We start from the raw sequence: 25,122 nt of genomic DNA, 5'->3' as shown, positions 1-25,122 counted from the left end.
CTGTTTCCCCCAATGTTTGTGTGATGCTTCAAGTGTAGCTTGATTTTTGCGAAAATTCTTTGTTTGAAACAGAAAATAAAAAAACACGGATTTGTGAAATTTCACGAATCCATGCTTCGAAGTTTGATATCAAGGTAAATCGTAAACTTTTCATTGATGTTTTTTAAATCAATTTCCGCGATTTGGCTGATCCGTTTCAGCCTGTAATTTAACGTATTGACATGAATGTTGAGCGCTTTAGCTGCGGTATTGACATTGCTGTCCGCATCAATAAAACGTTCAAGCGTCTTCACCATATCTGCCTGATGCTCTCTGTCATATTGCTCAAGCTTTGACAGGGAATAGTTCATATAACCGCTGTGCTTCCGCTTTTCATCCAATACATCCAAGTATTGATATATACCGAGCTCTGAAAAGCTGAAAAGGTGTTTGGTTTCTCTCACAAACCGTTCTTTCGCTTTTAATACAGAAAGTGCTTCCTGATAAGAACGGTATACATATGAAATGGACTCGTATATTCCGCCGAAAGCAATAGACACATCCTCAATTTTATAACGTTCCTTGAGCTGTTTTTGAATATGTAAGGCGAAATGCTTCAGGTTCTTAAAAGGCTGATCGGTTTTCGGCGCGGTTAACATGATTAATTCATTCGAATCCGCCGTCGCCAAAAGGACGTGAATTTGCTGGGTCGTTTCTTGTAAATATTGCAGCTGCTGCTCGCTTTTTTCGGTCAGCTCCTCATTCAGACGGATAATCATCACGCTGAACGCGGGCGGCAGCGCCATTCCGAGCTTATGAAACCCTTCGGCCATCTCGGTTTCTTGATAAATATGCCCGGTCAGCATTTTCCAAAAAAACTCCTGGCCGCGCTCTTCTATTTTTGTTTTGCGGATTTGCAGGTGCAAAAGCTTATTCCGCACTGCTTTGGCGGCGAGCTGAAGCGTCTGCAAATCATCTTCATTCAGTTTTTTTTTGACCTCCAGCGCCCAAATAAACCCGAGAACCTGACTGTTTTTCCAGATGGAAATGGCAACGCGGTTGCTTAGTCCGACCTCATCAATTTCTTTCACTTTGATCGGCTGATCTGTTTTTAAAAGAGCGGGGATCGTCCCGTCTTTCCACAATTTATTGATGACTTTTTCAGGAACCCTCCGCCCGATAATCGTCGACGTGCGGGCCGGGTCTGTACAATCGCTGTGCGTGCTGTAAGCGAGCAGCTTATGATTGACATCTTCTATTGTAATCGGGCATTGAAGAACTTCACTGATATGATCGGCTACATCCTCAAGTCTGTCGAAACTGTATTTAAATGGATCTATCGGATTGGTCATGGATATCCCTACTTTTTCATAGCTTCATACCTTGATCTTACCATCTTACTTTTCAGACTGGAAGGCTGTCAGATTGGACACATTTGAACGAAAGTGAAATAGGAAAATATGATCATTTGTATGAATTCGGAAGAATAAGAAAAACATACTATTATATTTACAAAATGTGTAAAAATAATGAAAAGTCTTGTATATCATAAGACTCATTTTGTAAAATTAAAACAGTTTTGTTTGACTGTACCGAATTGTTGTTTTTATAATAATGACGTTCAAAAAATAAGTGAATTAGCCCATATTTAGGCTGATGACACAGGAGGTAATAAGGAATATGTCTGGATTAATTCGTGTCACACCCGAAGAGCTAAGAGCGATGGCTAAGCAATATGGCGTTGAAAGTCAGGAAGTCATGAATCAGGTTGATCGCTTGAACCGAATGATTTCTGATTTAAAAGGCATGTGGGACGGTGCTTCAAGTGAAGCATTTGCAGATCAATATGAGCAGCTGAAACCTTCATTTATTAAAATGTCTGAATTGCTTCAAGATGTGAATCATCAGCTCGATCAAACGGCAAATACGCTTGAGTCAACTGACCAAGATATCGCTAACCAAATTCGCGGATAATAAGATGAATGAAGAAACGGAGCGCCTGATTCAATCAAGAAGACGGCGCTCTTTCTATGTAAGGGTGATATGAATATGTATATCGATATTACAATAGATTTAACACAATATAACGGAAGTGTCTTCGATCTCAGATTGTCAGATTATCATTCTGTGAAAAAAGTCATCGATATTGCCCGGCAGGCTCAGCATGTATCCGTTCCGCCGCGTGAAGGCTATTGGATCAGGGTGGTCAATAAAGAAACGGTTTTTTCCGGAGAACAAAAGTTATCTGACTGCGGCATTACGAACGGAGACCGTCTTGAAATTTTATGAGAGGACATGGTGGAATGACAGGTCATAACAGATCTTATTTAGAAACTGAATTAGATGCCGTCCGGGCAGAAACCGAATCAGGCTTCACGTTCACCTTCCAGCGGGAAAAAATCAAGCTTCTCGACGGGCTGGAAGCAAACGTGATTAAAGATGCTGATCCTTTTTTTCAAAAAGAGGTCTCAGTCTCAGAAGATGAAGTAACCATAACAATCAGACCTCCTTCTTCTTATCAGGCTTTCCGCTATATAAAAGGAAAAGATAAAAAAAGCAGGTGGCAATTTGCCTACCGTCTCGTCCAAGCTGTGAAACAGCATAAGCTGAAACGTCTCAATCTGATTGCTGCTCCTGAAAATATCGTGTTTGATAAAGCGCTGACGCCTTACTTTCTTCATTACGGCGTAAAGGAGAGTCTTCCGCCTTATGAAGAAGACGGGCAAAGGGTATGGAAAGAGCTTAAAGCAGCCGCAGCGCTAGCCGCTGACGGGGCGTTCACCTTTGAAGAGTATCTGAAATATAATGAGACCCTTTCATTCTCTCCCGAGGCTAAAAGCATTTTAGAGGCAGAGACGTTTGAAGAGCTGGAAGAAACGATCCAAAACACAATTGACCGGCTTGAAGCCAGGGATAAAACATACATAAAAATACCTAAAAAGAAATGGAAAATACAGAGATACGCCGGACTGGCGCTGGCTGTCTTGCTTGTGCCCGCTCTTTTGTATTCCATGTACATTCTGTTTTTCGCCCAGCCGAAACAAGAAGCGATCGTAGAAAGCAACCGGGCTTTTTTAAATCAGCAATACAGCAAAGTGATAGATACGCTGTCGAAATATGATGCGGAAAGGCTGCCTGAATCGGTGCAGTACGAGCTTGCTTCTTCGTATGTTGCGGTTGAAAAGCTTTCAGAAGAACAGCGGAAAAACATCGGAAATTTAGTCACGCTTCAATCAGATCCTAAACACTTCCTTTATTGGATCGATATCGGCAGAGGGGAAAATGAAGAAGCCATCAAAATCGGCCGCAATCTCGAGTACAACCCGTACATCTGGCTCGGACTTACAAAATATAAACAGCAATTATTAGCGGACGACAGTATGAAAGACGACGAAAAGCAGAAAGAACTGGACGCCGTAGAAAGCGAGCTGGCGAAGGCGAAAAAAGAGGCGGAGGAGCAGAATAAAGAAGCGGAGGAAAACAGTGACACCGCCGAAGCTTCCGCCGGACAGGATGAAAGCGGCAAACAAGACAAAGCGAAGGATAACAAAGAGAACGACAAGAAAGATGAGAAAAAAGATGAAAAAAAATAACAGCATACATCAAATGGCCATAAGTAACGATCAGGCTGTCAGGAGGTTCGCCATATGAGTCTGTTATGGGTCTTTTACCGGGAGCACGTACAAAAGATTCGGCTGTCTGAACTCCCGCCGTCTCAGCCGATTACGATCGGCCCGGATATGAAAGATACGATCACGGTCGGCACACTTCCGTTACGGCAAAACGCCGCCGCTCTTTATCGTAAAGAAACAGATCGTTATGATGTTTTCCTGGGAAATAACTGTGCCGGCGAATTGACAATAGGAAATGAAATGCCCTGCCGGATTGAAGAAGAGACGATGCGGCTTCTTCTCACACCTGACCAGGAAGAATCCTCCGTTTATTTTATCGGCGGGAAGGACGAGATCGTTTTCTCATCAGAAACAGAGGCATCGGATATATACAAAGAGCCCTCCTCCGCTCAAAAAGGCACTTTTTATCTGCGAAAGTCGGGAGGATGCTGGTCTGTCTTTCCTGATGGCCAGGAAGTTTATGTGAACGGAAAACTCACAGAAGCTCCCGAAAGACTCCGGACGGGAGACGAGCTGCTGTGGAATTTTCTGCGGGTGAGGCTGACGGAAGATGACCTATTAGAAATCATTCACCACGAACCATTTCAAACGGGCTTAATCAAAACAAAAAAACCAAGCACCGAAATGAAAAAGAAATATCCGCAATACCGCAGAACGCCGCGGATGGTCTATGATCTGCCCGAAGACCGGGTCTCATTCAGCTTTCCTTCGCAAGAGAGCGATCAAAACAACAGAGGCCTCTGGCTCGTCATTCTGCCTCCGCTGGTTATGCTGATCGTCATGACGATTGTCGCCATCATCCAGCCGAGAGGAATTTTCATCCTCGTCTCCATGGCGATGTTTATCATGACGCTGATTACGTCCACCGTTCAATATTTTCGCGAAAAAAGCCAGCGGAAAAAACGCGAGGAAAAGCGGGAGCGCGTGTACAAGCTGTATTTAGATAACAAACGGAAAGAGCTGCAGGCGCTTTCTGAAAAGCAATTGCAAGTGCTCACGTTCCATTTTCCGTCTTTTGAAAACATGAAATACTTAACCTCGGAAATCAGCGGGCGCATTTGGGAAAAATCGCTGGAAAGCAGGGATTTTCTCATGCTTCGGCTCGGAACGGGAACGGTTCCCGCAAGCTACGAGATTTCTATGAGCGGCGGCGATTTGGCAAACCGCGACATAGATGAACTGATGGAGCAGTCACAGCATATGCAGCGTGTGTACAAGGACATCCGCAACGCGCCCGTCACCGTTGATTTACAAGAGGGGCCGATGGGACTCATCGGAAAATCACAAATCGTGAAAAATGAGATTCACCAGCTGATCGGCCAGCTCGCTTTTTTCAACAGCTACCATGACCTGCGTTTTGTCTTTATCTTTCATGAAGACGAGTATAAGGAATGGGAGTGGATGAAGTGGCTGCCGCAATTTCAGCTGCCTCATATGTATGCGAAAGGGTTTATTTACAATGAACAGACCCGTGATCAATTGTTATCGTCTATTTACGAGCTGCTGAGAGAGCGGGATTTGGAAGAAGACAAAGAAAAACTCGTCTTCCAGCCGCATTTTATATTTGTCATCACAAACCAGCAGCTGATTTCAGAGCACGTCATTTTAGAGTATATCGAAGGCCGTCATGAGCACCTCGGCATCTCAGCCATCATCGCCGCGGAAACGAAGGAAAGTCTGTCAGAAAACATTCACACCCTCGTCCGCTACATTAATGAAGATGAAGGAGATATTCTCATTCAAAAGAAAAAAGCGGTGCAGGTTCCGTTTAGGCTGGACAAGCATGAACGGCATAACAATGAACGGTTTGCCCGAACACTGCGGACATTACAGCATCAAGTCGGGATGACAAACTCCATCCCTGAAACGGTCTCATTTTTAGAGCTGTTTCATGCAAAAGAAGTAAAAGAAATCGGCATCAGGCAGAAATGGCAGACGAGTGAATCAGCGAAATCGCTGTCCGTTCCGATCGGCTACAAAGGAAAAGATGACCTCGTGTATTTAAACCTGCACGAAAAAGCCCACGGACCGCACGGATTGCTGGCGGGGACGACGGGTTCCGGGAAAAGTGAGTTTCTCCAAACGTACATCCTGTCACTAGCCGTTCATTTCCATCCGCATGAAGCTGCATTTTTACTGATTGACTATAAAGGCGGAGGAATGGCGCAGCCGTTTCGTAAAATGCCTCATCTGCTCGGTACGATCACCAATATCGAAGGAAGCAAGAACTTCAGTATCCGGGCGCTTGCTTCGATTAAAAGCGAGCTGAAAAAACGGCAGCGCTTGTTTGACCAATATCGCGTGAATCACATCAACGACTATACAAAGCTGTATAAACAAGGAGAAGCGGAGATTCCGATGCCGCACCTGTTTTTAATTTCAGATGAATTTGCCGAGCTGAAAAGCGAAGAGCCTGACTTTATCAGAGAGCTTGTCAGCGCCGCGCGCATCGGGCGAAGCCTTGGCGTGCATTTAATACTTGCAACACAAAAACCGGGCGGCATCATTGATGACCAGATTTGGAGCAACTCGCGATTTAAAGTTGCGCTGAAGGTGCAGGATGCAAGTGACAGCAAAGAAATTTTGAAAAACAGCGATGCGGCAAATATTACCGTAACCGGACGAGGATATTTGCAGGTCGGCAATAACGAAGTATACGAGCAGTTCCAATCTGCATGGAGCGGTGCGCCTTATATGGAGGATGTGTACGGCACGGAGGATGACATCGCAATTGTTACCGATACAGGCTTGATTCCGCTCTCAGAAGTCGATACAGACGAACTGGCGAAAAAAGATGCGCCAGCTGAGATAGAAGCAGTGGTTGATGAAATAGAACGCATTCAAAAAGATATGGGCATTGAAAAACTGCCGAGCCCGTGGCTTCCGCCGCTTGCCGAACGCATACCGCGCACTCTTTTTCCGGCGGAAGAAAAAGACCGCTTCTTCATTGCGTATATTGATGAGCCTGATCAGCAAAGACAGGCCCCGCTCGCTTATACGATGATGGATGACGGCAACATCGGTATTTTCGGCTCGTCCGGCTACGGGAAGTCAGTAGCTGCGATCACCTTCTTGATGAACTTTGCGGAAGGATACACGCCGGAGCAATTGCATATGTACATCTTTGACTTCGGAAACGGCACGCTTCTGCCATTGGCGAAGCTCCCGCATACTGCTGACTATTTCTTAATGGATCAAATGAGAAAGATCGAAAAATTCATGATCCGCATCAAGGAAGAAATTGAACACCGAAAACGGCTGTTCAGGGAAAAAGAAGTCAGCCATATCAAAATGTACAATTCGCTCAGCGAAGAAGAGCTGCCGTTCATGTTTATCACAATTGACAATTTCGACATCGTCAAAGACGAAATGCATGAATTGGAAACGGAATTTATCCAGATTTCACGTGACGGGCAAAGCTTAGGCATTTACTTCCTGCTCACCGCAACAAGGGTAAACGCCGTCCGCCAGTCGCTTTTAAACAACTTAAAAACAAAAGCCGTCCACTATTTAATGGACCAATCCGAAGGGTATTCCATTTACGGGCGTCCGCCGTTCAGCCTCGAACCGATCCCTGGCCGCGTCATGATTCAAAAAGAAGAACTGTATTTCGCGCAAATGCTTCTTCCTGCTGATGCGGAAAATGATCTCGAGATGTTCCAAGCGCTGAAAAGCGATGTTCAGGCGTTAGCAGAGCGCCATGCTGGAAAACCGGGGCCGGCGCCGATTCCGATGCTTCCGGATATGCTGTCGGCAAAAGAATTCTCGCTCCGTCTCGGTCCGGACCGGGAGCCGTTTCGAATTCCTGTCGGGCTTCATGAGGAAAAAGTCAGCCCTGTGTATTTTGATCTCGGAAAACATAAGCACTGCCTCATTTTAGGTCAGACACAGCGCGGCAAAACAAATGTCATGAAAGTGATGATTGAACACCTGCTGCGTGAAGAGACAGAACTGATCGGCCTGTTCGACTCCATTGACCGCGGGCTTTCACATTATGCGCAGGAAACAAACGTCAGCTATTTGGATACAAAAGAAGACGTGAAGGAGTGGATCGAAACGGCCGAATACATCTTCAAAGAGCGGGAAGCGCTGTACGCGCAGGCCGTTAAGCAAGGCGATGTGCACAAGCTCAGCTTCTCTCCGGTCGTGTTGATGGCAGACGGCATTACGAGATTCCAGCAGACAATTGACACCGCCATTCAGGACACGCTGGCGATGTTTATGAAATCGTACGCGCACGTAGGCTTCAGCTTCATCCCGGCAGGCAATCACAGCGAATTCTCAAAAGGCTATGACTCCTTAACGACGGAAATGAAGCAGATACGCCATGCGATGCTGCTTGTGAAAAAATCTGAACAAAATGTGATTCCGCTGCCTTATCAACGGCAGGAACCGGACATTCAGCCGGGCTTCGGCTACTTGGTTGAAAACGGGAAGGAGCAAAAAATCCAAATACCTTTATGTTCAGCGGAGAGGGAGGCCGTCAGATGACTGAACAACGAAAAAGCCTGATCAAATTAATAGCCGCGGTCGTCATCATTCTGCTGCTGCCGGTGCTGTTTTTCCGGTTTATCGGCGATGACCCGACGAAACAAAAGATAAATGCCACACGCCAAATCGCGGTCGTAAATGAAGACACCGGGTTAAATGAGGAAACGGAAGCGGACGGCGAACAGCCGCAATCCGTCCATTTCGGCAAAGAAGTGGCAGCCGCTCTCGGTGACCGTCCGGATTATTCTTGGACGGTCGTCAACCGAAGTGCGGCGGAAAACGGTTTGGCGGCAAAGAAATACGACGCCATCGTCTATATTCCCTCTGATTTTTCAAAAGACATTTTGAGTTATGACAAGGAGCGTCCGCAAAAAGCCGCATTGACATTCAGCATTCAAAGCAACCTGAATGCCGTCAACAAAGAAAAAGTGCAGCGCGAGCTTGAGGATGCACAAAAATCAATGAATAAAAAAATGTCGGCCTTGTATTGGAATTTTGTCTCGCAAAAAGTGAACAATGTCAGAGGCGAATTTGACAAGATCGTCAATAAAGAATCAGAATTCCAAAACGTTATGTACAACTTTTATAAGCCAAGCTCGAATGACCTGGCAGGTGAAATCAAGCGGCAAAAAGACTTAATTGACGAATTGAAAGCATCAATGAATGAAGCTCAGGGCGCGTCAAAAGAAAAATTGTCCGCAGCTGACGAAGCAAAAAACACACTTAAAGATTTTGCCGATACAGTTGAACGATATAAACAATATCAAGAAAACCAGAAAAAACTGCTGCTGGCAGCCCAGGAACAAAATCAGCAGCAAATCACAACCGGACTGAACGCCATTAAAGCGCAGCAGGCCGCCAACCAATTCAGCACTCTCATGAGCGGACTGGCCACAGGCATAAACCAGGCAAAGACACAGCTGGGTCAAACCGGCTCAGCGATTGCGGCCGCCCAACAGGTGAGAGAAGAGCAAGTGCCTCAGCAGGAATTCGGCATGGCAAACATTCAATCTAATTTATTGGACAACTATTTGACCCAATATAAAGCTCAATCAAGATTTGAAACGCTGAACAGCATTCAAACGATCATGAAAAGGGATCGCCAATATTTAAGCGTTCCGGAAGAGAATCCGGGAGATGACGGCTCAGATAAACCGAAAGAAGAAGAAAAACCGGAAGAAGAAAAACCCGGCGAGCTGAAAATTGATTTAGACGATCAGCGTGAAGAATTGAATAACATTGCTGCTGAAATCAATGATATTTCTGAAGGATTGAAAGAGCCGGGGAAAGAACAACCGGAGCCGGGAGAACCCGGCAATACGAATGACGGTGAAAACACCGATCAGGATCACACTGGAAATCCCGATCAAAATGACGGAAATGTATCGGTGCCTGCTGAGGACGAAAAAACAGGCGGCACAAACAGCCAGGATTCAGGACAAGAAGACAAGCAATCATCTTCTGATAAAACAGATGACCATCAAACCAAAACCGTCCAAACCGCATCCGCCAAAACCCCTCTCAGCGTCATCCCGCTTGCTGATGAGAATGGAACGGATGATAACGGAACAGACGGAGACGGCGGTACAGACCTGTCAGAGGCAAAAGAAAGACTGAATCAAGCTGCCGAACGAATTCAGCAAATTGAAAAAGAACTCCAAGACAAACAGCAATCTCATAATGAAGAGCTGAAAAAACGTCTCGATGATCTTGATGGGGAAATCACGAAGCTTAAAGAGCAAATTGATTCCTTAAAAGACCAAGCGGAAAAATTACAGCGAAAGCTTGAACAAGCACAAGAAAAAAGAAATCAAGACTTCGATACCGTCTATAGGATGATTCGAAGCGTTGAACAAAATATTCTGCATTACCCGTCACTGGACGATGGCCGCAAATCAGATTTACAGCAAATATTTGCCGCCGACATCAATACGAAAAAGATATCAGATTTAATGAGCTACTATAATGATTTATCTTTGTACGAGGCGACGCTTTATCATTCTCTTGACGCAGGGTCACTGCCTGATGTGAAAAACAGGGTGCTGAGAGCCCAGCAAGGCGAAGTCCAATCTGTCCTCGCCGTAAAACCGGAAGAAACGGCAAGCTGGGAAAATCTGAAAAACAACAAGATGCAAACCGATGAAGACATCAATCATTTCATCAGCGGCATGACCGAATTCACTGATAACTACAACAGCTATATCAGAGATGAACAATCGGGAGTGCTCAATGAGCTTGCAAAAATTTCAGAAAGCGCCGCCAATGCAGCAGACCAGCTCGCAAAAGGCGCCGTGCAGGAAGCGGCAGTATTTAACGAAAACGGTTTAACCGGAACGATGGCACTGAGCGCTCAGGATACCGTCGGCCGAGAAGTGCTGCAAATGTCAGACACGATGGGTCATCTATCGGAACGCCAGTCAGGCATCATCAGCTACACCGACAACATGCAGCAAAGCGTAAATGATGTGCAGCATAAAGCCGATACCCTCAACAGTAATTGGGGTAAAAACGTGGATTCAACGAAACTGATCAGAAACGATGTCTACGGCATTTTAGGAAATGCGCTCGTTGACGGGCAGGAGAACGGATACGTTTACGATTATTTGGCCAATCCGCTTAAAATCAGCGGCGAGGTGCCGGAAGAACACGCCCAAAACGTTCCGCCGGTTGTCATTTTGGTCATTGTCCTGATCAGCAGCCTTCTGATCGGTTATTTCAGCTCGTATTATCAAAATGCGCCGCTTCTGGTAAAAGGTGCGCTGTTTGGCATCTTAAATATCCTTGTCGGCCTGATGATCAGTTTGTTCGGTTTGAATATTTACTCGCTTCCGGACGATCAGACGATTAAATGGTCAGTCTTTACCATTCTGCTTTTGGCCGCAAGTTCAGCTTTTATCCGGGCAGCCTTTATCTTCGGATCGATCTCCGGATGGATCGCATCGTCCGCGCTGATTCTGTTTTACGTGGCGCCGCTGATCGATCTGATTATGCCGAACTTCAGCTTTGACAGCCCTGTTTCTAAAATCTATATTGATATTCAATACGGAACGGGCCATCTGTTTACGATGGGAATCACCGTCTTGCTGATCATTACGCTGATCACAGCGGCGCTTCCGCTGATTCTTCGCCTGATTACGGAAAAAACGGAAGAAAGCGATCAATCTTATGAAGCGTAAAAAACAAATGGAAAAGGGGATCATGCTTTTTATGCTCTCCTTTTTCCTTTTCATACCCGCTGCTCTTGCTAAGACTGAGGAAAATACCGACGTCAAGCCGAATGAATATGAAAAGAAAGACATAGAGATTCGTACGAATTATTTGCATGATGATGCCTATTCCGAGGAAAAAACGGCGCTCCCAAAAGAACAAAGGGACATCACGTTTGAGAAACCGGCCGAAAATCAGGATAAAAAATTGATATCAAGCCTGTTCACATCATCAGACATCGAACCGAATACGATCACTGCGCAATCAAAGAAACTGGGAATTACCTTTTCAGAGCCGGCAATGCAGCATACCTCTGAAACTGAAAAAGAAGAAGAGAAGACATCCTTTTTGCTACCCGTCATTTATTCTGTTTTGATCCTGCTCGGTATTGCCGCGATTGTCTATCTGATTCCGAAAGTCACGGTGCAGGAAAAGTCCAAACCGCAGACGGATCGCTTGTATTCCCGCAGGGGCAGAACGTAAAATAAGAAAAAAAGGAGGATTTTCATGCAGTTTTTTCTTATTACAGGCGCCTCAAAAGGCTTGGGCCGCGCACTTATGGAGCAGGCGCTCAAAGAAGGCCATGAAGTATCGGCGTTATCCAGAACGGTAAGCGGGGAGAAACGCGAAGGGCTGACAGAATACAGCGTTGATTTGACGGATCTGGCAGACACCGAGCACCAAATGAAAGCGATACTCGATCAGGTTCAGCCGGAACGGTACACGGCCGTCACACTAATCAATAACGCCGGGATGGTAGCGCCGATCAAGCGGGCGAAAGAGGCTTCCATGGAAGAATTGGAGCGCCACTACACCCTTAATCTGACGGCCCCCGTTTTGCTCAGCCAAATGTTTACGAAGCGTTTTGAAGCATTCAGCGGAAAGAAAACGATCGTAAACATCACATCAGGTGCGGCGAAAAACCCTTACAAAGGATGGAGCGCGTATTGCAGCTCAAAAGCGGGGCTCGATATGTTTACGAGAACATTCGGGCTTGAACAAGAGGATGAAGAGCTTCCGGCACACATGATTTCATTCTCGCCGGGCGTTATGGATACAGACATGCAAGGCGTCATCCGTTCCTCATCGAAAGAAGATTTTCATGATATCGAACGGTTCCGCAATCTGAAAGAAACAAAAAGTCTGCGCAGCCCGGAATATATCGCCGGCGTCATTCACTCGCTGATTTCAGGCGAAGTGGAAAACGGCCGGATATATGACATAAAAGAATTTTTATAGAGCAGGTCAAACTGCTCTTTTTTTATTTGCCCAATCATTTTGCAATATTCATGCATATAATGACTGAAACCCTGTACAAGGGGTATAAGAAATAGAGGGGATGCGAACGGCTGATGTGACAGATGAATTGAGTTTCTTCTCAATTTATGTTAGGATTCTAAAAATATATATAAGGAGGGGTTTCCATGAGAAATGTTACGTTAATGGATGTCTTCACCCATCCAATCGCACAAAAATATTTACAGCGCTCCGGAGTCGCCCATGCGATAGCCTGCGCGTTTCATGCATATCGTCTGGCCGTAAAAGCAGGCGTCAGCCCGGATCTTGCGGCGAAAGCGGCTTTACTGCATGACGTCGGCCATTATGAATGGTACACAGACGGCAAATGGGATTATGAGAAGTACAGAAGAAACGATATCCATGCCATTAAAGGTGCGGAACGGGCGCATAAGCTGCTCATACGGCTCGGTGAAGAACCGAAAGCGGCGAAGGAAATTGCGCTGGCGATTCTGCTTCATACCGATTCCTATCTGCCTGAGGGCGAACTGGACAAGAATACGCTCCAGCAAATTGTGAAAAAAGCGGATGAACTGGATGAAGAACCGGGCGGCCACCATCACTACCGCCAAATCGGCCATACGGCCGCGCTTAAACAAATCCAAAAGCTTGATCAGTTAATTGACCAAGCCCAATATCCCATAAGAAAGACAGTATAGGCCTCTCCTGCGGCCTTTTCCGCTTTTACATAACTCCGCAATTTTCCTATTACCTTTTTGCCCCTCTAAGACGTACTGTGTCATATTCTTTGGCGGCTGCATATGCTGATGGAAAACATAGTAAAGGGGATCAGCGAAAATGGCCCATCAAGGAAGCCCGCAAATCGTATCGTTAGCAGACCCTTATGTTTACCAGACCATCCATAAGCTTATCGGCTCAAGGCTCATCATTCAAACCGTCAGACGTATCTTCAGGGGGCGGCTGATTGATGCCACGCCTGACCATATCGCCATCGAAGAATACTGCGATCATGTGTTTTATATCAGAAACCGCCACATGGTTTCTGTCATGCCTGACTATACTGAACGGGTGTAATCAACCGAAATAGGCGCAAACCGGAGGCGGCCCTTCAATTCCCCGGTGCGTCTTCTTTTTTGAGATACATAGATCCTCGAGGCTTTTTTTTGGTACAATCACAGTACAAGTTCACTTGACAATAGGAGGAAAAAGCTTGTTGAAATCAAAGGTCCACTTTTGGACGCTGCAAATTTTGCTTGTTTTGCTCATTATTTATGTTTCAACGAAAGTATCGTTTATTTTTCAGCCGTTTTTCGGATTTATCACAACCCTGTTTTTCCCGATCCTGATCTCAGGAATTTTATTTTTCATCTTTAATCCCATTGTGCGTCTGCTTGAGAAAAAAATTCCCCGGACGCTGGCAATCCTGCTCATTTATTTGGTTTTTATCGGCCTGATTGCTTTTATGTTTGCCGCAATCGGCCCGATCGTCGCCTCGCAGGTCACCGGGCTGTTTAACAATTTTCCGGATTATATCAATCAAATTCAGGGCTTAACGAATGAGTTATCCCATTCTAAATGGTTTACGTGGATGATGACGCAGGATTTTGTCTCAATTGAAAAAATTCAGCAGTCGCTGACGGGCTTTTTACAGAGCCTCCCGCAAAATGTTACCGCAAGCCTTTCTGCGGTTTTCGGCGTCGTCACGAATATTACGCTTGTCGTGATTACCGTTCCGTTTATTCTGTTTTATATGCTGAAGGACGGGCAGCGTTTTCCGCGATTGGCGGTTAAAATATTGCCTTCTTCCTACCGGACGGAAGGCTTGAAAATATTTAATGATTTATATGTCACATTGGCCGCTTACTTTCAAGGCCAGCTCTTAATCTGCCTCTTTGTCGGAACGGCTTGCTTTATCGGGTACTGGATCATCGGTCTGCCGTATGCGTTAATTCTCGGGATGGTGATCGCCGTCACCAATATCATCCCGTATCTCGGGCCGTTTCTGGGAGCCGCTCCGGCGGTGATTATCGCTTTGATGGATTCGCCGGCGAAGGCGCTGTTTGCGATTATCGTCGTCGTGGTCGTTCAGCAGCTTGATGGAAATCTGCTGTCTCCGCTTGTGATCGGGAAGCGGCTGAATACCCACCCGCTCACCATTATTCTGCTGCTTGTCGGAGCAGGCAGTTTCGGCGGCATTCTCGCCATGATTTTGGCCGTGCCGGTCTACGCCGTCTTAAAAGCCTTTGTCTTAAATATCGTCCGGCTCATCAGGCTGCGCCAGCGCTCAAAGCGTGAAGACAGCCGCAAGCCGAAATAAAAAACGGGCACACCTCCCGGTTCAGCGCATAAAATGCTGTAAATAAGGGCGGAGGTGTAGGGTATGCCTGCAATTGTGGGACCGATTTATATTATGAGTTTAAACGGAGACGCCGCGGCGAGCTTCGGGGATGTGTTTGCGATCTCCCCAAAAGCCGTGGATCACTCAGCCGCGGGAGCCGGGTGGTTTCATTCCGGCGACTTTGCCAAAGTCAATAATAAATTCAGCAAAACGCTCTTCGAAGATATTGATCTGTTCGACGAACCGAAATGGTTTAACGGGTGACAGCCTCCCTTTGGGAGGCTGTTGCTTTTTTGTAGTATAATAGAATCAGTCTTTTTAAAAGGAGAATTCTCATGAAAATCAGAAAAGCGAACATTACCGTGCCGGCCGGAATGATCGGCGATGTGTATCTGCATGAAAATAAAAAAGAGCAGCATACCCTCGTTGCCGTTCCTGAGCTGGAATGGAGCACAATCATTTCTTACGAGGAAGAGAAACACGCGCTCGTGCAAAGACTGCACCAATCGTTCAGCAAGCTGACAGAAGAAGAGCCTGCTTTGGAGCTTGCGCGCAAAATCACCCACTGGGTGACTGAAATGTAAAGAAAAACGGGTTGATCGCTGCCCGGCCGCGGCGATCATGATAGAACATGCAGAGGAGGGACAGGCCGATGAGCGATAAAACGGTTGATCTTTATTTACAGCAGGGAATGTATGGTCCTCTCCAGACAAAACCGGATGAGCGCCATCTATTTTTAGGCTCGCTTCGCGAAAGAGTCATCATTGCCCTGACGAAGGGGCAGGTGCTGCAAAAGACACCGTATGAAGAAGTGAAGCGGGCGCTGAAGAGCCGCACAAAAGCGGTGCTTTATATAAACGGAAAGCTTCCTTATCATGCCTATTCGCCTTATATGAAGCTCGCGTCAGCAGCCGGCGTCAGAAGCTCCGTCATCTCGGATCTTCAATTTGAAACCCCGCTCGGCCTTGTGTTTGCCGCCGATGATGCCATGAACCGTGACAGCATTTACGTTCAGGATGACATTTTTAAGCGCTCACTCCTGAAACCTTAAAGACAAACCGCGGTTTGTCTTTTTTACAATGCCAATTCACTTACAAGTGGAGATAGGATATAATGTTCACATATGAATGGCGGGGAGGCCGGCTATGAAAAAAGCATTTATCTGCATTGATTATACGAATGACTTTGCGGCAGAGAACGGAGCATTAACTTGCGGAGAGCCCGCAAGGCAAATTGAAGAAACGATTGTCAAATTGACAGAAGCGTTTATTGAAAACGGTGATTACGTTGTCTTTGCAGTAGATTCACACGATGCAGACGATGTCTTTCATCCCGAAACACGACTGTTTCCTCCGCATAACATCAAAGGTACAAAGGGGAAAGAGCTGTACGGAAAGCTATTGCCTCTTTATCGGAAACATGAATACGCAAAGAACGTAAGCTATATGGAAAAAACGAGATATTCTGCTTTTGCGGGAACGGATTTAGAGCTGAAACTGCGGGAGCGGCAGATCACTGAACTGCATCTTGCCGGCCTGTGCACCGACATCTGCGTCTTGCATACGGCGGTTGACGCCTACAACAAAGGTTTTCAGATCGTCGTTCATAAGCACGCTGTGGCAAGCTTTAATCCGGATGGGCACGAGTGGGCCCTGTCCCATTTTAAGAACAGCATCGGAGCGCAAGTGGCAGAGTAAGGAAGGGGAAAATAATTTTGGTGGAGCATGGTTTTAAAGATGACAGTTTGTCTTTACATACAGATCTTTATCAAATTAATATGGCCGAGACGTATTGGAGAGACGGCATTCATGAGAAAAAAGCGATTTTTGAGCTTTTTTTCAGAAAGCTTCCCTTTGAAAACGGCTATGCGGTATTTGCGGGCTTAGAAAAAGCAATCGAATACTTGGAGAACTTCAAATTTACCGACAGCGACCTTAATTATTTAAAAACGGAATTAAACTATCAGGATGATTTCATTGACTATTTGCGGGGGCTGTCTTTTACAGGCTCTCTATACAGCATGAAAGAGGGGGAACTCGTTTTTAACAACGAACCGATCATGCGCGTCGAAGCGCCCCTCATTGAAGCACAGCTGATTGAAACCGCTTTGCTCAACATTGTGAATTACCAAACATTAATCGCCACGAAAGCGGCCCGCATCAAAGGCGTGGTCGGCGATGAAGACGCGCTTGAATTCGGAACGCGGCGCGCCCACGAAATGGATGCGGCCATGTGGGGAGCGAGAGCGGCTCTGATCGGCGGCTTCAGCGCAACGAGTAATGTAAGAGCCGGTAAGCGCTTTAATATCCCGGTATCGGGCACACACGCACATGCCCTTGTGCAGGCGTACCGTGACGAATATACCGCTTTTAAAAAATACGCCGAGACGCATACAGACTGTGTGTTTTTAGTCGATACGTATGATACGATCCGTTCAGGCATGCCGAATGCGATTAAAGTCGCAAAGGAATTCGGCGACCGCATTAATTTTATCGGCATCCGCCTGGACAGCGGGGACTTAGCCTATCTTTCTAAAAAAGCGCGTGAAATGCTTGATGAAGCGGGATTCAAAGACGCAAAGGTGATTGCCTCAAGCGATCTTGATGAGCATACAATATTAAACCTTAAATCGCAGGGGGCGAGAATTGATACGTGGGGAATCGGCACCAAGCTGATTACCGCCTATGATCAGCCGGCTCTCGGTGCGGTTTACAAGCTCGTAGCAATTGAAGAAAACGGCAAATTGACGGATACCATTAAAATTTCATCAAACCCTGAAAAGGTGACAACTCCGGGCAGAAAGAAAGTATACCGGATTATCAACAAGCTGAACCATCATTCTGAAGGGGATTACATTGCTCTTTACGACGAACAGGTCAATGACCAGAAACGCTTAAAAATGTTTCATCCCGTTCACACGTTCGTCAGCAAATTCGTGACCGACTTCTATGCGAAAGACCTGCATGAGCCGATTTTTGAAAATGGCGTTTTGTGCTACGATAATCCTGAAATTACGGATATCCAGCAATATGTGCAGGATAATCTCAAGCTTCTGTGGGAGGAATACAAGCGGATCAGCAAGCCGGAAGAATACCCGGTTGATTTAAGTGAAGACTGCTGGAGCAATAAAATGCACCGGATTCATGAAATCAAAAGCCGGCTGAAACAGGAACTTGAATAGATGACAAAAAGGCCTTTCCGATTGGCGGGAAGGCTTTTAGTTTGCAATAATATTTTTCACATTTAGACAAATTTCGTCAAATTATTTGATATACTTAATCTCGAAGGCCGCACCTAAGGGGGTAAATCAATGAAGGTGTTTGTTGCGAGACAGCCTATTTTCAATAGAAACGAACAGGTTGTTGCTTATGAACTTCTTTACCGGGAGAGCGAAGAGAACCGTTATTCGGCTGCGGACGGAGATAAAGCGACAACGGATCTCATTATTAACAGCTTTATCAACATCGGAATTGAAAAGCTGACTGAGGGGAAACGCTGCTTTGTGAATTTTACAGAAAGCTTGATGTTTTCAGATCTCCCTACCTCCTTCGATCCTGACCAGCTGATTATCGAAATTCTTGAGGACATCCCGATCACTCCGGCTTTGATCTCAAGATGCAGACAGCTGAAAAGATTAGGATATACGTTAGCCCTTGACGATTTTTACACCATCAATCCGGCGAATGAAGAATTATTGGAACAGCTGATGAAATATATTGATATTTTAAAGATCGATTTTTTACAATGCTCACGCTTTGAACGCAAAAAAATCATTCAGAACTACAGCTGTAAAAGCCTGATTTATTTAGCGGAAAAAGTGGAGACGAGAAAAGAGTATAAACAGGCCGCCATGGATGGCTTCCACCTGTTTCAAGGATATTTTTTCAGTGAACCGCGTGTCATCAGCGGTAATGATCTGGCATTTCATTTTCATTCTTACTACGAGCTGTTAAACGAATTAAACAAAGACCAGCCTAATATACAGCGAGTCACGGAATACATAGAACGGGATGTCACATTATCCTATCAGATTTTGCGTTTTTTAAACGGATCACAAACACGGCTGAAAAAAAAGATAGACAGCATCCAGCAGGCCATCATGATGCTTGGGCTGAATGAGATAAAGCGCTGGATTTACATTCTTTCTTTCAGAGACTTAACGACAAAAAGCCATTCAAGCAAAAAAGAAATCATCAAGATCTCATTAATCAGGGCAAAGCTGTGTGAGCTGTTGGCGAAAAAAACCGCAAGACCGCAGCCCTCCTCTTATATGCTGATCGGCATGTTTTCACTGATTGATACACTCCTGCACAGAGAGTTAGAGGAGATTGTAAAAGAACTGCCTTTAATCGATGAAGTCGGACAGGCCCTTCTTGGCTATGAAAACGATTATTACAAGATGCTCGGACTCGTGAAAGCCATTGAATGCAACAATTGGGACTGTGATGAGTGGGGAAAAGAACTGGACAAAGAAGAAGCCTATGAATGTTATTTGCAGGCCATCGAGTGGTGCCGGCAGCTTATCGTGGAATAAGGTTTTTCATTATGACCATCTGAGCGCGATAATAAACCGGCTCTGCTCTCTGATCAGGCTGATGCGGATGCCGTCGGGATTGAACGTGACATCAAAGTCATTTTTGATGCCGGTCTGTTTAACCAGCCGCTTTACCATCGCAACATCAGATGATTGGGCTGCGGTGAGGATGCGGCGCGCAAGCTCTTTTGATGCTGACAGACGCGTAAGCAGCAGCTGGGCATCACCAAGCATGCCCGCAGCATCCTTTGCGGACCCTGTCAAAGATTCTGCGTGAATCGGGGGAAAGGCCGCAGGAATGCGGAACGGCGCGGCGTGTAAAACAGGACAGCATGGGTACACATAATGCATGCGGCAGCCTCCTTCTAAGAAAACATTCGTTATACATGAGTATAGGCGCCGCCATAACGAGATATGCCATGCAAAAGACCACAATGCGGGGTTGCGGTCTTTTCGGTGTTTGTCGGTGGTTATGCGCTGTTGTTCGCCCATTTATTTTTGAAATTGCGGCGCTAAGGACTATAGTCCTTGGTGAATTGTCAGAAAACCATTAAAAAAACAACCGCCACACGATTTTTACCCGCTCTGTCCCAAACGTCTGTCAATATCGTAGATATATAGTCCTGTTCGCTTTATGACCTATTCGGGACTATGGGATTACCGGCATTTGCGGTGTCACGCAGATACTTTTACACATACTTTTCGGTGAAAAATCACGCAAAAACGTTTACACTATTAGTAACAGATCAAATACCTAGGACTCGTTCACCATACACAATTCATTGATCTTTCAAAAAAAGGAGTGTGGAAACGGTGGAAAAGAAATTAGAAGAAGTAAAGCAATTATTATTCCGACTTGAACATGATATCAGAGAAACAACCGACTCACTGCGAAACATTAACAAAAGCATTGATCAACTCGATAAATTCTCATATGCAATGAAAATTTCTTAAAAAGACTTGGAAACAAGTCTTTTTTTTGTGCATTTTTTATACATTTCATGGATAAAGTATTATACGATTGTTAAAAAACCAAAAACCTGCTGTCTTTCATCATCTGTATTTAGTAAAATAGAATGGGAGGGTGAAGACAATTATTGAGCAAATGTGTTTAGATGCCGACCAAATCAAGAATAAAATGAAGAGTATAATAGAGCAAAACATATTCAACGAACATTTACTACAGCTTCTTCTTGGGTTTGTTGAATCCAGAAAATATTTAACCTTTGCTGAATCTGCTTTATTGCATTATGAAGTTTTTGGCGGAAAGGATTTTAAGACTGCTGAGAAACTTGCGGCGGGAATTGAAATTCTTACGCTTTCCGCCGATATTATCGATGATCTTGAAGATGAAGATAACAATCAAGCCCTTTGGATGAAGATAGACCATTCAGAAGCTTTAAGCGCAGCTTTTTCATTATACACAGCAGGGCTGCAAGGGATTAATTCAATTAACATGAATCCCTTAATTCTTACTTACATACTGAAATATACACAAGACGCTATGCAAGGGCAACACGATGACATAATCAATAAGCCAGAGAAAGAAGATGAAAGCTTAGAGGTCATTAGATTAAAATGCGGGAGTCTATTCGCTCTATCCAATGTGGCAGGTACTATGTTAGCAACTGGAAAGTATAATGAAACTGTTGAAACGTATTCCTATTACAAAGGAATGTTTGAACAGATATATAGTGATTATCTGACTCTTTTCAGCTCTAAACGCAGTGATATTTCAAAAGATAAACACACGTTAATCAACTTGTACCTTAAGAGGATGTTTAACGAGCCTTCTGAAAAATTGGTTCGTATGTTTTCTCATAGAGAAACACACCTTAAGTTTATATCTGATAAACACATTTTTATTCAGACATTAACTGATGCAGGTGTTACTCAGTATGTTTCAGTTTTACACCAATTGTATAAGCAAAAATGTGAACATGCTATAGATGGACTAAATCTTGAAAACAGTAAAATAGATAAATTGAAAAAGTATGTAGTTAATAGGGGGAATGAAGTATAATGCAGGATTTAATTAATTATATATTGAAATATCCGGAAGTATTAAAAAAATTACAAGCCAATGAAGCATGTTTATTAGGCTATGATTTAGGTATTACTCAAATATTAATCAATTCATTTGAAGAATCTTCCGTTGTGAAAAATGACGGAAAAATAGAGCAATGGGAAAAAGGATAAATGTTCGGTGGTGTAATATGTGAAAAACTTTATTAAACAATTCACTATTTCAGTCATTATCTTAAGCATCGTTTATGTTTGCTATGTTTCTTATATAAACATAAATGGGATTATAATCGGGACAAAAGTTATTGAAAATAAAAACAAACAATTCCAAGTAATAGAGATGTCAGAAACTTCTTACGGGAAATTCGTAGGTTTAGAAAAAGGTGACATCATTCTAAAAATCAACAAAGAAAAACCATCTGCTAAATTTTTAAAAGGAGATAATCTTAGTCATATCAAAAGTTTAGATGTAAGCAGAAATGGAAAGCAAATTCATTTAGATGATTTTGATATTGTTAATTTAGACAAATCCTATAGCTTTTTTGTATTCGTTCTTCCACTTGTGTTTTATTTTTTAAGTATAGTATGTATATTTTACATTCTAAAGGTGAATCAAACAAGAAAATCGTTTGCGGGATACATTTTAATTTTGTTTTTGTTAGATATTTCAATTGCTTATATAAGCGCAGGAGGACCATTTAGAGGACATTCATTTAACAGATATGTCAATTTGTTCACATTTATAGCTTCTCCTATATTTTATCTTCAGTTTATACAACAATATTTTGAGGAATTAGGAAAGAAGTTTGCAAATCGTCTAATCAATATCTTGTATATATTCCCGATTTTTAATATTATCATGGAGTTTTTTCGTAAGAAATTACCTTTTGACATTATAACAAACCTTAATCTTATCTCGTTTTTTCTCGTTACTCTTTCAGGTTTTGTTCTCGTGTTCTATCACTTATATAAATATAAATATTCAGAGCATGCTTATATTTTGAAAGTTTTAATTCTGACAAATACACTTTCTTTTGCTCCATTTTTACTTTTTTACGTCGTACCTAATATTTTAACTGGTGATTATATATTTCCAGCTCTGCTATCAGCCTCATTGCTTGTCCTTATCCCATTTGGATTAGTATATCAGTTTGTTGCAAATAAAATATTTGATATAGAATTTATATTAGGAAGAATGAGGTATTATACTTTACTGGCTGTAATCCCAACGCTAGTTATTGTCGGAGTTTTATCGGTCTGGGCGGGAACAAATGAGTTTCAAATGAATCCTATTAGACAGACTGTTTTCATCTTTATCATAATGTTTGCTGTATTTTACTTTAAAGAAATAATAGATTTTAAATTTCGTTTAAAACGTTTTTCTGAAAAATTTAATTATCAAGATAGTATATTCAAATATACTCAGCTTATCAGAAGTATAACATCTTTAAAACAAATGTTTAAAGAACTAAAAAAGACGATTCTGGATGTTCTTCTTGTCAGTAAAGCTTATGTCTTTGAAGTTACCTCTGAGGGTGACATTTTATATCATGATAAAAAGGATAATGAGCCTGACTGGGAAATGTATTCAAAAGAATTTAAGAAAGTTACTACAGAGATTGGTAAAATCATTGAGCTAAACCGCGGTTTTTTAATGAAAATAGGAGAACGTGGGGGAAGTTCTTATGTTTTGCTTTGTTTGTCCACTATTAATACACCGAGACTGACACGAGATGAGATTTCATGGCTGAAAACATTGTCTTTCTATACGAGTGTCTCTATGGAAAATGTTATACAAATCGAAGAACTCATGAACCACTTGCAAGATTTAAAACAACAAGGATCAAACCCGGTCTGGCTCAAAAAACTGATGTTTACGATCGAAGAAAAGCAGCGTTCTGATCTGGCTCGTGATCTGCATGATTCGGTGCTGCAGGATTTGATTTCTTTGAAGAGGCAGTGTGAGCTGTTTCTGGCTGATTTTAAGAAAGAAGAGCCTTGCCAGTTAGAGGTGAAGGACAAGCTTCATCAGATGAATGAACAGATGTCCGATGTGATCCTGATGACGCGGGAGACGTGCCATGAGCTTCGGCCTCAGCTGCTGTATGATTTGGGGCTTGTCAAGGCGGTATCGAAGCTCGCCGCGCAGCAGCAGGAGCGGGCGCCGTTTCATATCCGGCTGAATACCGGGCGGTTTACGGCAGCGCTGGATTTGGATTCGCAGCTGAATTTGTATCGTATCATTCAAGAGTTTCTTTCCAATGCCTTGAAGCATTCTCAGGCGAATGAAGTGCTGATTATGCTGATCAGCATCCAAAATAAGGTCATTTTGCATTATGAAGATGACGGGGTCGGATACAATCAGGAAGAAGGCGGTGACCAATCGATGAGTATGGGGCTTTCGGGTATTAAGGAACGCGTCCGGGCGCTGGATGGCCGCATCAAAATCGAGACGAGCGAAGGAAACGGATTTAAAGCGGATATTGAAATGGAATTGTAACCAATTTATCACTAAATCGACTTGGCAGAAGCCAAGTCTTTTTTATAAAATGGAAATGAATGAGTAAAAGGGAGGAAACCATGAAAAAGATACTAGTGATTGATGATCATCCGGCTGTCATGGAGGGCACTAAGACGATTCTTGAAACGGACACGAATCTTTCTGTTGATTGCCTCAGTCCCGATGTCAGTGAACAATTTGTTCTTCAACATGATTTTTCAGCTTATGATCTCATATTGATGGATTTAAATTTAGGTGATGACATCAGCGGGATAGAGCTTTCCAAGAAAATCTTAAAAGAGAATCCTCTCTGTAAAATTATTGTCTACACAGGGTATGAAGTTGAAGATTATTTTGAAGAATCAATCCGCGCCGGTCTGCATGGCGCCATCAGCAAAACTGAATCCAAAGAAAAAATCATGCAATACATATACCACGTGCTCAACGGACAAATTTTAGTCGATTTTTCATATTTCAAACAGCTGATGTCACAGCAAAAAACGAAAACGTCTTCTTCCCCTCAAAGTGAGCAGGACCGCTTAACGCCGAGAGAACGCCATATTCTGCAAGAGGTCGAAAAGGGCTTAACCAATCAGGAAATCGCCGATGCGCTTCATTTGAGCAAACGGTCAATTGAATACAGCCTGACTTCTATTTTTAATAAATTAAACGTCGGCTCACGTACGGAAGCGGTGCTGATCGCCAAATCTGATAATGTATTATAAACGTTGAAGGGAGAAAGACAAATGAACTTAAAAAATACATTGCTTGAAGCGCTCGGTATTGAGATTACCGAAAACACGGCGGAGAGATGCGTGGCGATTATGCCGGTGGATAAGAGGACGGTGCAGCCTTTCGGTTACCTGCACGGAGGAGCTTCAGCCGCGTTGGCGGAGACTGCGGCAAGCGTCGGTGCACAGCATTTTATCGACCAATCGTCTCAGGCGTGCGTCGGGCTTGAGATTAACGCGAACCATCTAAAATCCGTCAAAGAAGGCGGCACGGTCACAGCAATCGCGGAACCGATTCATACCGGCAGAGCAACCATTGTTTACGAGATTAAGATTTATGATGAAAAAGAAATGCTGATCTGTGTTTCCCGCTGTACGCTGGCTGTCATAACGAAATAAGAAAACAGCCGGAATCCTGATGCGTCCGG

At 43.9% G+C, this 25,122-nt stretch carries 24 protein-coding genes; 22 read left to right on the top strand and 2 right to left on the bottom strand.

The window, feature by feature from the left end; translation table 11 throughout:
* Positions 1 to 101: 101 nt before the first annotated feature.
* Positions 102 to 1,331, bottom strand: a complete 1,230-nt coding sequence (locus KY305_RS00460; protein WP_223060885.1) for a sporulation transcriptional activator AdeR — start codon at positions 1,329 to 1,331, stop codon at positions 102 to 104.
* A gap of 328 nt (positions 1,332 to 1,659) precedes the next feature.
* Here KY305_RS00460 and KY305_RS00455 point away from each other — a divergent pair, with 328 nt between their 5' ends.
* The 16 genes from KY305_RS00455 to KY305_RS00380 all read left to right on the top strand — a co-directional run bounded on the left by KY305_RS00455 (position 1,660) and on the right by KY305_RS00380 (position 19,438).
* Complete coding sequence (locus tag KY305_RS00455) at positions 1,660 to 1,953, top strand: WXG100 family type VII secretion target (RefSeq protein WP_214803436.1); 294 nt, start codon at positions 1,660 to 1,662, stop codon at positions 1,951 to 1,953.
* Between the two features lie 75 nt (positions 1,954 to 2,028).
* On the top strand, positions 2,029 to 2,268 hold the full coding sequence (gene yukD, locus KY305_RS00450; protein WP_013353413.1) for an ESX secretion system protein YukD: 240 nt from the start codon (positions 2,029 to 2,031) through the stop codon (positions 2,266 to 2,268).
* A gap of 14 nt (positions 2,269 to 2,282) precedes the next feature.
* Positions 2,283 to 3,572: a type VII secretion protein EssB gene (gene essB, locus KY305_RS00445; RefSeq protein WP_223060884.1), complete on the top strand. Its 1,290-nt coding sequence runs from the start codon at positions 2,283 to 2,285 to the stop codon at positions 3,570 to 3,572.
* A 54-nt stretch (positions 3,573 to 3,626) separates the two neighbouring features.
* Positions 3,627 to 8,102, top strand: coding sequence for a type VII secretion protein EssC (gene essC / locus KY305_RS00440; RefSeq protein WP_223060883.1), 4,476 nt, complete (start codon positions 3,627 to 3,629; stop codon positions 8,100 to 8,102).
* Complete coding sequence (gene esaA, locus KY305_RS00435; protein ID WP_223060882.1) at positions 8,099 to 11,278, top strand: type VII secretion protein EsaA; 3,180 nt, start codon at positions 8,099 to 8,101, stop codon at positions 11,276 to 11,278. Before essC ends, esaA begins: the two co-directional genes overlap by 4 nt.
* Before the next feature lie 7 nt (positions 11,279 to 11,285).
* Positions 11,286 to 11,792, top strand: coding sequence for a type VII secretion protein EssA (essA, locus tag KY305_RS00430; protein WP_223061593.1), 507 nt, complete (start codon positions 11,286 to 11,288; stop codon positions 11,790 to 11,792).
* Positions 11,793 to 11,816: 24 nt separating this feature from the next.
* Positions 11,817 to 12,548 carry a (S)-benzoin forming benzil reductase gene (locus KY305_RS00425; RefSeq protein WP_223060881.1) on the top strand — a complete coding sequence of 244 codons (732 nt, stop codon included), beginning with the start codon at positions 11,817 to 11,819 and terminating at the stop codon, positions 12,546 to 12,548.
* 185 nt (positions 12,549 to 12,733) lie between these two features.
* On the top strand, positions 12,734 to 13,264 hold the full coding sequence (locus KY305_RS00420; RefSeq protein ID WP_223060880.1) for an HD domain-containing protein: 531 nt from the start codon (positions 12,734 to 12,736) through the stop codon (positions 13,262 to 13,264).
* 139 nt (positions 13,265 to 13,403) lie between these two features.
* Positions 13,404 to 13,640 carry a DUF2642 domain-containing protein gene (locus KY305_RS00415; RefSeq protein WP_223060879.1) on the top strand — a complete coding sequence of 79 codons (237 nt, stop codon included), beginning with the start codon at positions 13,404 to 13,406 and terminating at the stop codon, positions 13,638 to 13,640.
* Between the two features lie 136 nt (positions 13,641 to 13,776).
* A complete protein-coding gene (locus KY305_RS00410) occupies positions 13,777 to 14,883 on the top strand; it encodes an AI-2E family transporter (protein ID WP_223060878.1) in 1,107 nt (368 codons plus the stop codon).
* Between the two features lie 63 nt (positions 14,884 to 14,946).
* Entirely contained in the window at positions 14,947 to 15,168 is a 222-nt protein-coding gene (locus KY305_RS00405; protein ID WP_214803459.1) for a spore germination protein, read from the top strand.
* Positions 15,169 to 15,239: 71 nt separating this feature from the next.
* Positions 15,240 to 15,488: a YueH family protein gene (locus tag KY305_RS00400; RefSeq protein WP_214803462.1), complete on the top strand. Its 249-nt coding sequence runs from the start codon at positions 15,240 to 15,242 to the stop codon at positions 15,486 to 15,488.
* Between the two features lie 68 nt (positions 15,489 to 15,556).
* Complete coding sequence (locus KY305_RS00395) at positions 15,557 to 15,955, top strand: YueI family protein (protein ID WP_223060877.1); 399 nt, start codon at positions 15,557 to 15,559, stop codon at positions 15,953 to 15,955.
* Positions 15,956 to 16,049: 94 nt separating this feature from the next.
* Positions 16,050 to 16,601 carry a cysteine hydrolase family protein gene (locus KY305_RS00390; RefSeq protein ID WP_223060876.1) on the top strand — a complete coding sequence of 184 codons (552 nt, stop codon included), beginning with the start codon at positions 16,050 to 16,052 and terminating at the stop codon, positions 16,599 to 16,601.
* Positions 16,602 to 16,618: 17 nt separating this feature from the next.
* Positions 16,619 to 18,085: a nicotinate phosphoribosyltransferase gene (locus KY305_RS00385; protein WP_223060875.1), complete on the top strand. Its 1,467-nt coding sequence runs from the start codon at positions 16,619 to 16,621 to the stop codon at positions 18,083 to 18,085.
* Positions 18,086 to 18,214: 129 nt separating this feature from the next.
* Positions 18,215 to 19,438: an EAL and HDOD domain-containing protein gene (locus tag KY305_RS00380; RefSeq protein ID WP_223060874.1), complete on the top strand. Its 1,224-nt coding sequence runs from the start codon at positions 18,215 to 18,217 to the stop codon at positions 19,436 to 19,438.
* A gap of 9 nt (positions 19,439 to 19,447) precedes the next feature.
* On the opposite strand, the gene KY305_RS00375 is transcribed toward KY305_RS00380, so the two are convergent.
* Positions 19,448 to 19,789, bottom strand: coding sequence for a YuzC family spore coat inner layer protein (locus KY305_RS00375; RefSeq protein WP_223060873.1), 342 nt, complete (start codon positions 19,787 to 19,789; stop codon positions 19,448 to 19,450).
* A gap of 462 nt (positions 19,790 to 20,251) precedes the next feature.
* On the opposite strand from KY305_RS00375, the gene degQ reads away from it, so the two are divergent.
* The 6 genes from degQ (at position 20,252) to KY305_RS00345 (ending at position 25,093) form a co-directional block, all read left to right on the top strand.
* Entirely contained in the window at positions 20,252 to 20,392 is a 141-nt protein-coding gene (gene degQ / locus KY305_RS00370) for a degradation enzyme regulation protein DegQ (RefSeq protein WP_061522314.1), read from the top strand.
* A gap of 184 nt (positions 20,393 to 20,576) precedes the next feature.
* Positions 20,577 to 21,461: a class 1 isoprenoid biosynthesis enzyme gene (locus KY305_RS00365; protein WP_223061592.1), complete on the top strand. Its 885-nt coding sequence runs from the start codon at positions 20,577 to 20,579 to the stop codon at positions 21,459 to 21,461.
* Positions 21,461 to 21,637 (top strand): competence pheromone ComX, encoded by a 177-nt coding sequence (locus KY305_RS00360; RefSeq protein ID WP_223060872.1) that lies wholly within the window; start codon positions 21,461 to 21,463, stop codon positions 21,635 to 21,637. The genes KY305_RS00365 and KY305_RS00360 overlap by 1 nt, the downstream gene beginning before the upstream one ends.
* A 19-nt stretch (positions 21,638 to 21,656) precedes the next feature.
* Positions 21,657 to 23,963 (top strand): sensor histidine kinase, encoded by a 2,307-nt coding sequence (locus tag KY305_RS00355; RefSeq protein ID WP_223060871.1) that lies wholly within the window; start codon positions 21,657 to 21,659, stop codon positions 23,961 to 23,963.
* 80 nt (positions 23,964 to 24,043) lie between these two features.
* Positions 24,044 to 24,688 (top strand): two-component system response regulator ComA, encoded by a 645-nt coding sequence (comA, locus tag KY305_RS00350; protein WP_214814425.1) that lies wholly within the window; start codon positions 24,044 to 24,046, stop codon positions 24,686 to 24,688.
* Positions 24,689 to 24,709: 21 nt separating this feature from the next.
* Entirely contained in the window at positions 24,710 to 25,093 is a 384-nt protein-coding gene (locus KY305_RS00345; RefSeq protein ID WP_223060870.1) for a thioesterase, FlK family, read from the top strand.
* The last annotated feature ends 29 nt before the right edge of the window (positions 25,094 to 25,122 follow it).

The sequence above is a fragment of the Bacillus sp. YC2 genome (assembly GCF_019891195.1).
GTDB lineage: Bacteria > Bacillota > Bacilli > Bacillales > Bacillaceae > Bacillus.
The sequence above is the reverse complement of the archived record's forward strand: the minus strand, read 5'-3'. Positions and strand labels throughout refer to the sequence as shown.

Coding starts and splice junctions, on each gene's coding strand:
- KY305_RS00460 (WP_223060885.1), bottom strand. CDS start 1,331: ATGACCAATCCGATAGATCCATTTAAATACAGTTTCGACAGACTTGAG.
- KY305_RS00455 (WP_214803436.1), top strand. CDS start 1,660: ATGTCTGGATTAATTCGTGTCACACCCGAAGAGCTAAGAGCGATGGCT.
- yukD (WP_013353413.1), top strand. CDS start 2,029: ATGTATATCGATATTACAATAGATTTAACACAATATAACGGAAGTGTC.
- essB (WP_223060884.1), top strand. CDS start 2,283: ATGACAGGTCATAACAGATCTTATTTAGAAACTGAATTAGATGCCGTC.
- essC (WP_223060883.1), top strand. CDS start 3,627: ATGAGTCTGTTATGGGTCTTTTACCGGGAGCACGTACAAAAGATTCGG.
- esaA (WP_223060882.1), top strand. CDS start 8,099: ATGACTGAACAACGAAAAAGCCTGATCAAATTAATAGCCGCGGTCGTC.
- essA (WP_223061593.1), top strand. CDS start 11,286: ATGGAAAAGGGGATCATGCTTTTTATGCTCTCCTTTTTCCTTTTCATA.
- KY305_RS00425 (WP_223060881.1), top strand. CDS start 11,817: ATGCAGTTTTTTCTTATTACAGGCGCCTCAAAAGGCTTGGGCCGCGCA.
- KY305_RS00420 (WP_223060880.1), top strand. CDS start 12,734: ATGAGAAATGTTACGTTAATGGATGTCTTCACCCATCCAATCGCACAA.
- KY305_RS00415 (WP_223060879.1), top strand. CDS start 13,404: ATGGCCCATCAAGGAAGCCCGCAAATCGTATCGTTAGCAGACCCTTAT.
- KY305_RS00405 (WP_214803459.1), top strand. CDS start 14,947: ATGCCTGCAATTGTGGGACCGATTTATATTATGAGTTTAAACGGAGAC.
- KY305_RS00400 (WP_214803462.1), top strand. CDS start 15,240: ATGAAAATCAGAAAAGCGAACATTACCGTGCCGGCCGGAATGATCGGC.
- KY305_RS00395 (WP_223060877.1), top strand. CDS start 15,557: ATGAGCGATAAAACGGTTGATCTTTATTTACAGCAGGGAATGTATGGT.
- KY305_RS00390 (WP_223060876.1), top strand. CDS start 16,050: ATGAAAAAAGCATTTATCTGCATTGATTATACGAATGACTTTGCGGCA.
- KY305_RS00380 (WP_223060874.1), top strand. CDS start 18,215: ATGAAGGTGTTTGTTGCGAGACAGCCTATTTTCAATAGAAACGAACAG.
- KY305_RS00375 (WP_223060873.1), bottom strand. CDS start 19,789: ATGCATTATGTGTACCCATGCTGTCCTGTTTTACACGCCGCGCCGTTC.
- KY305_RS00365 (WP_223061592.1), top strand. CDS start 20,577: ATGAAGAGTATAATAGAGCAAAACATATTCAACGAACATTTACTACAG.
- KY305_RS00360 (WP_223060872.1), top strand. CDS start 21,461: ATGCAGGATTTAATTAATTATATATTGAAATATCCGGAAGTATTAAAA.
- comA (WP_214814425.1), top strand. CDS start 24,044: ATGAAAAAGATACTAGTGATTGATGATCATCCGGCTGTCATGGAGGGC.
- KY305_RS00345 (WP_223060870.1), top strand. CDS start 24,710: ATGAACTTAAAAAATACATTGCTTGAAGCGCTCGGTATTGAGATTACC.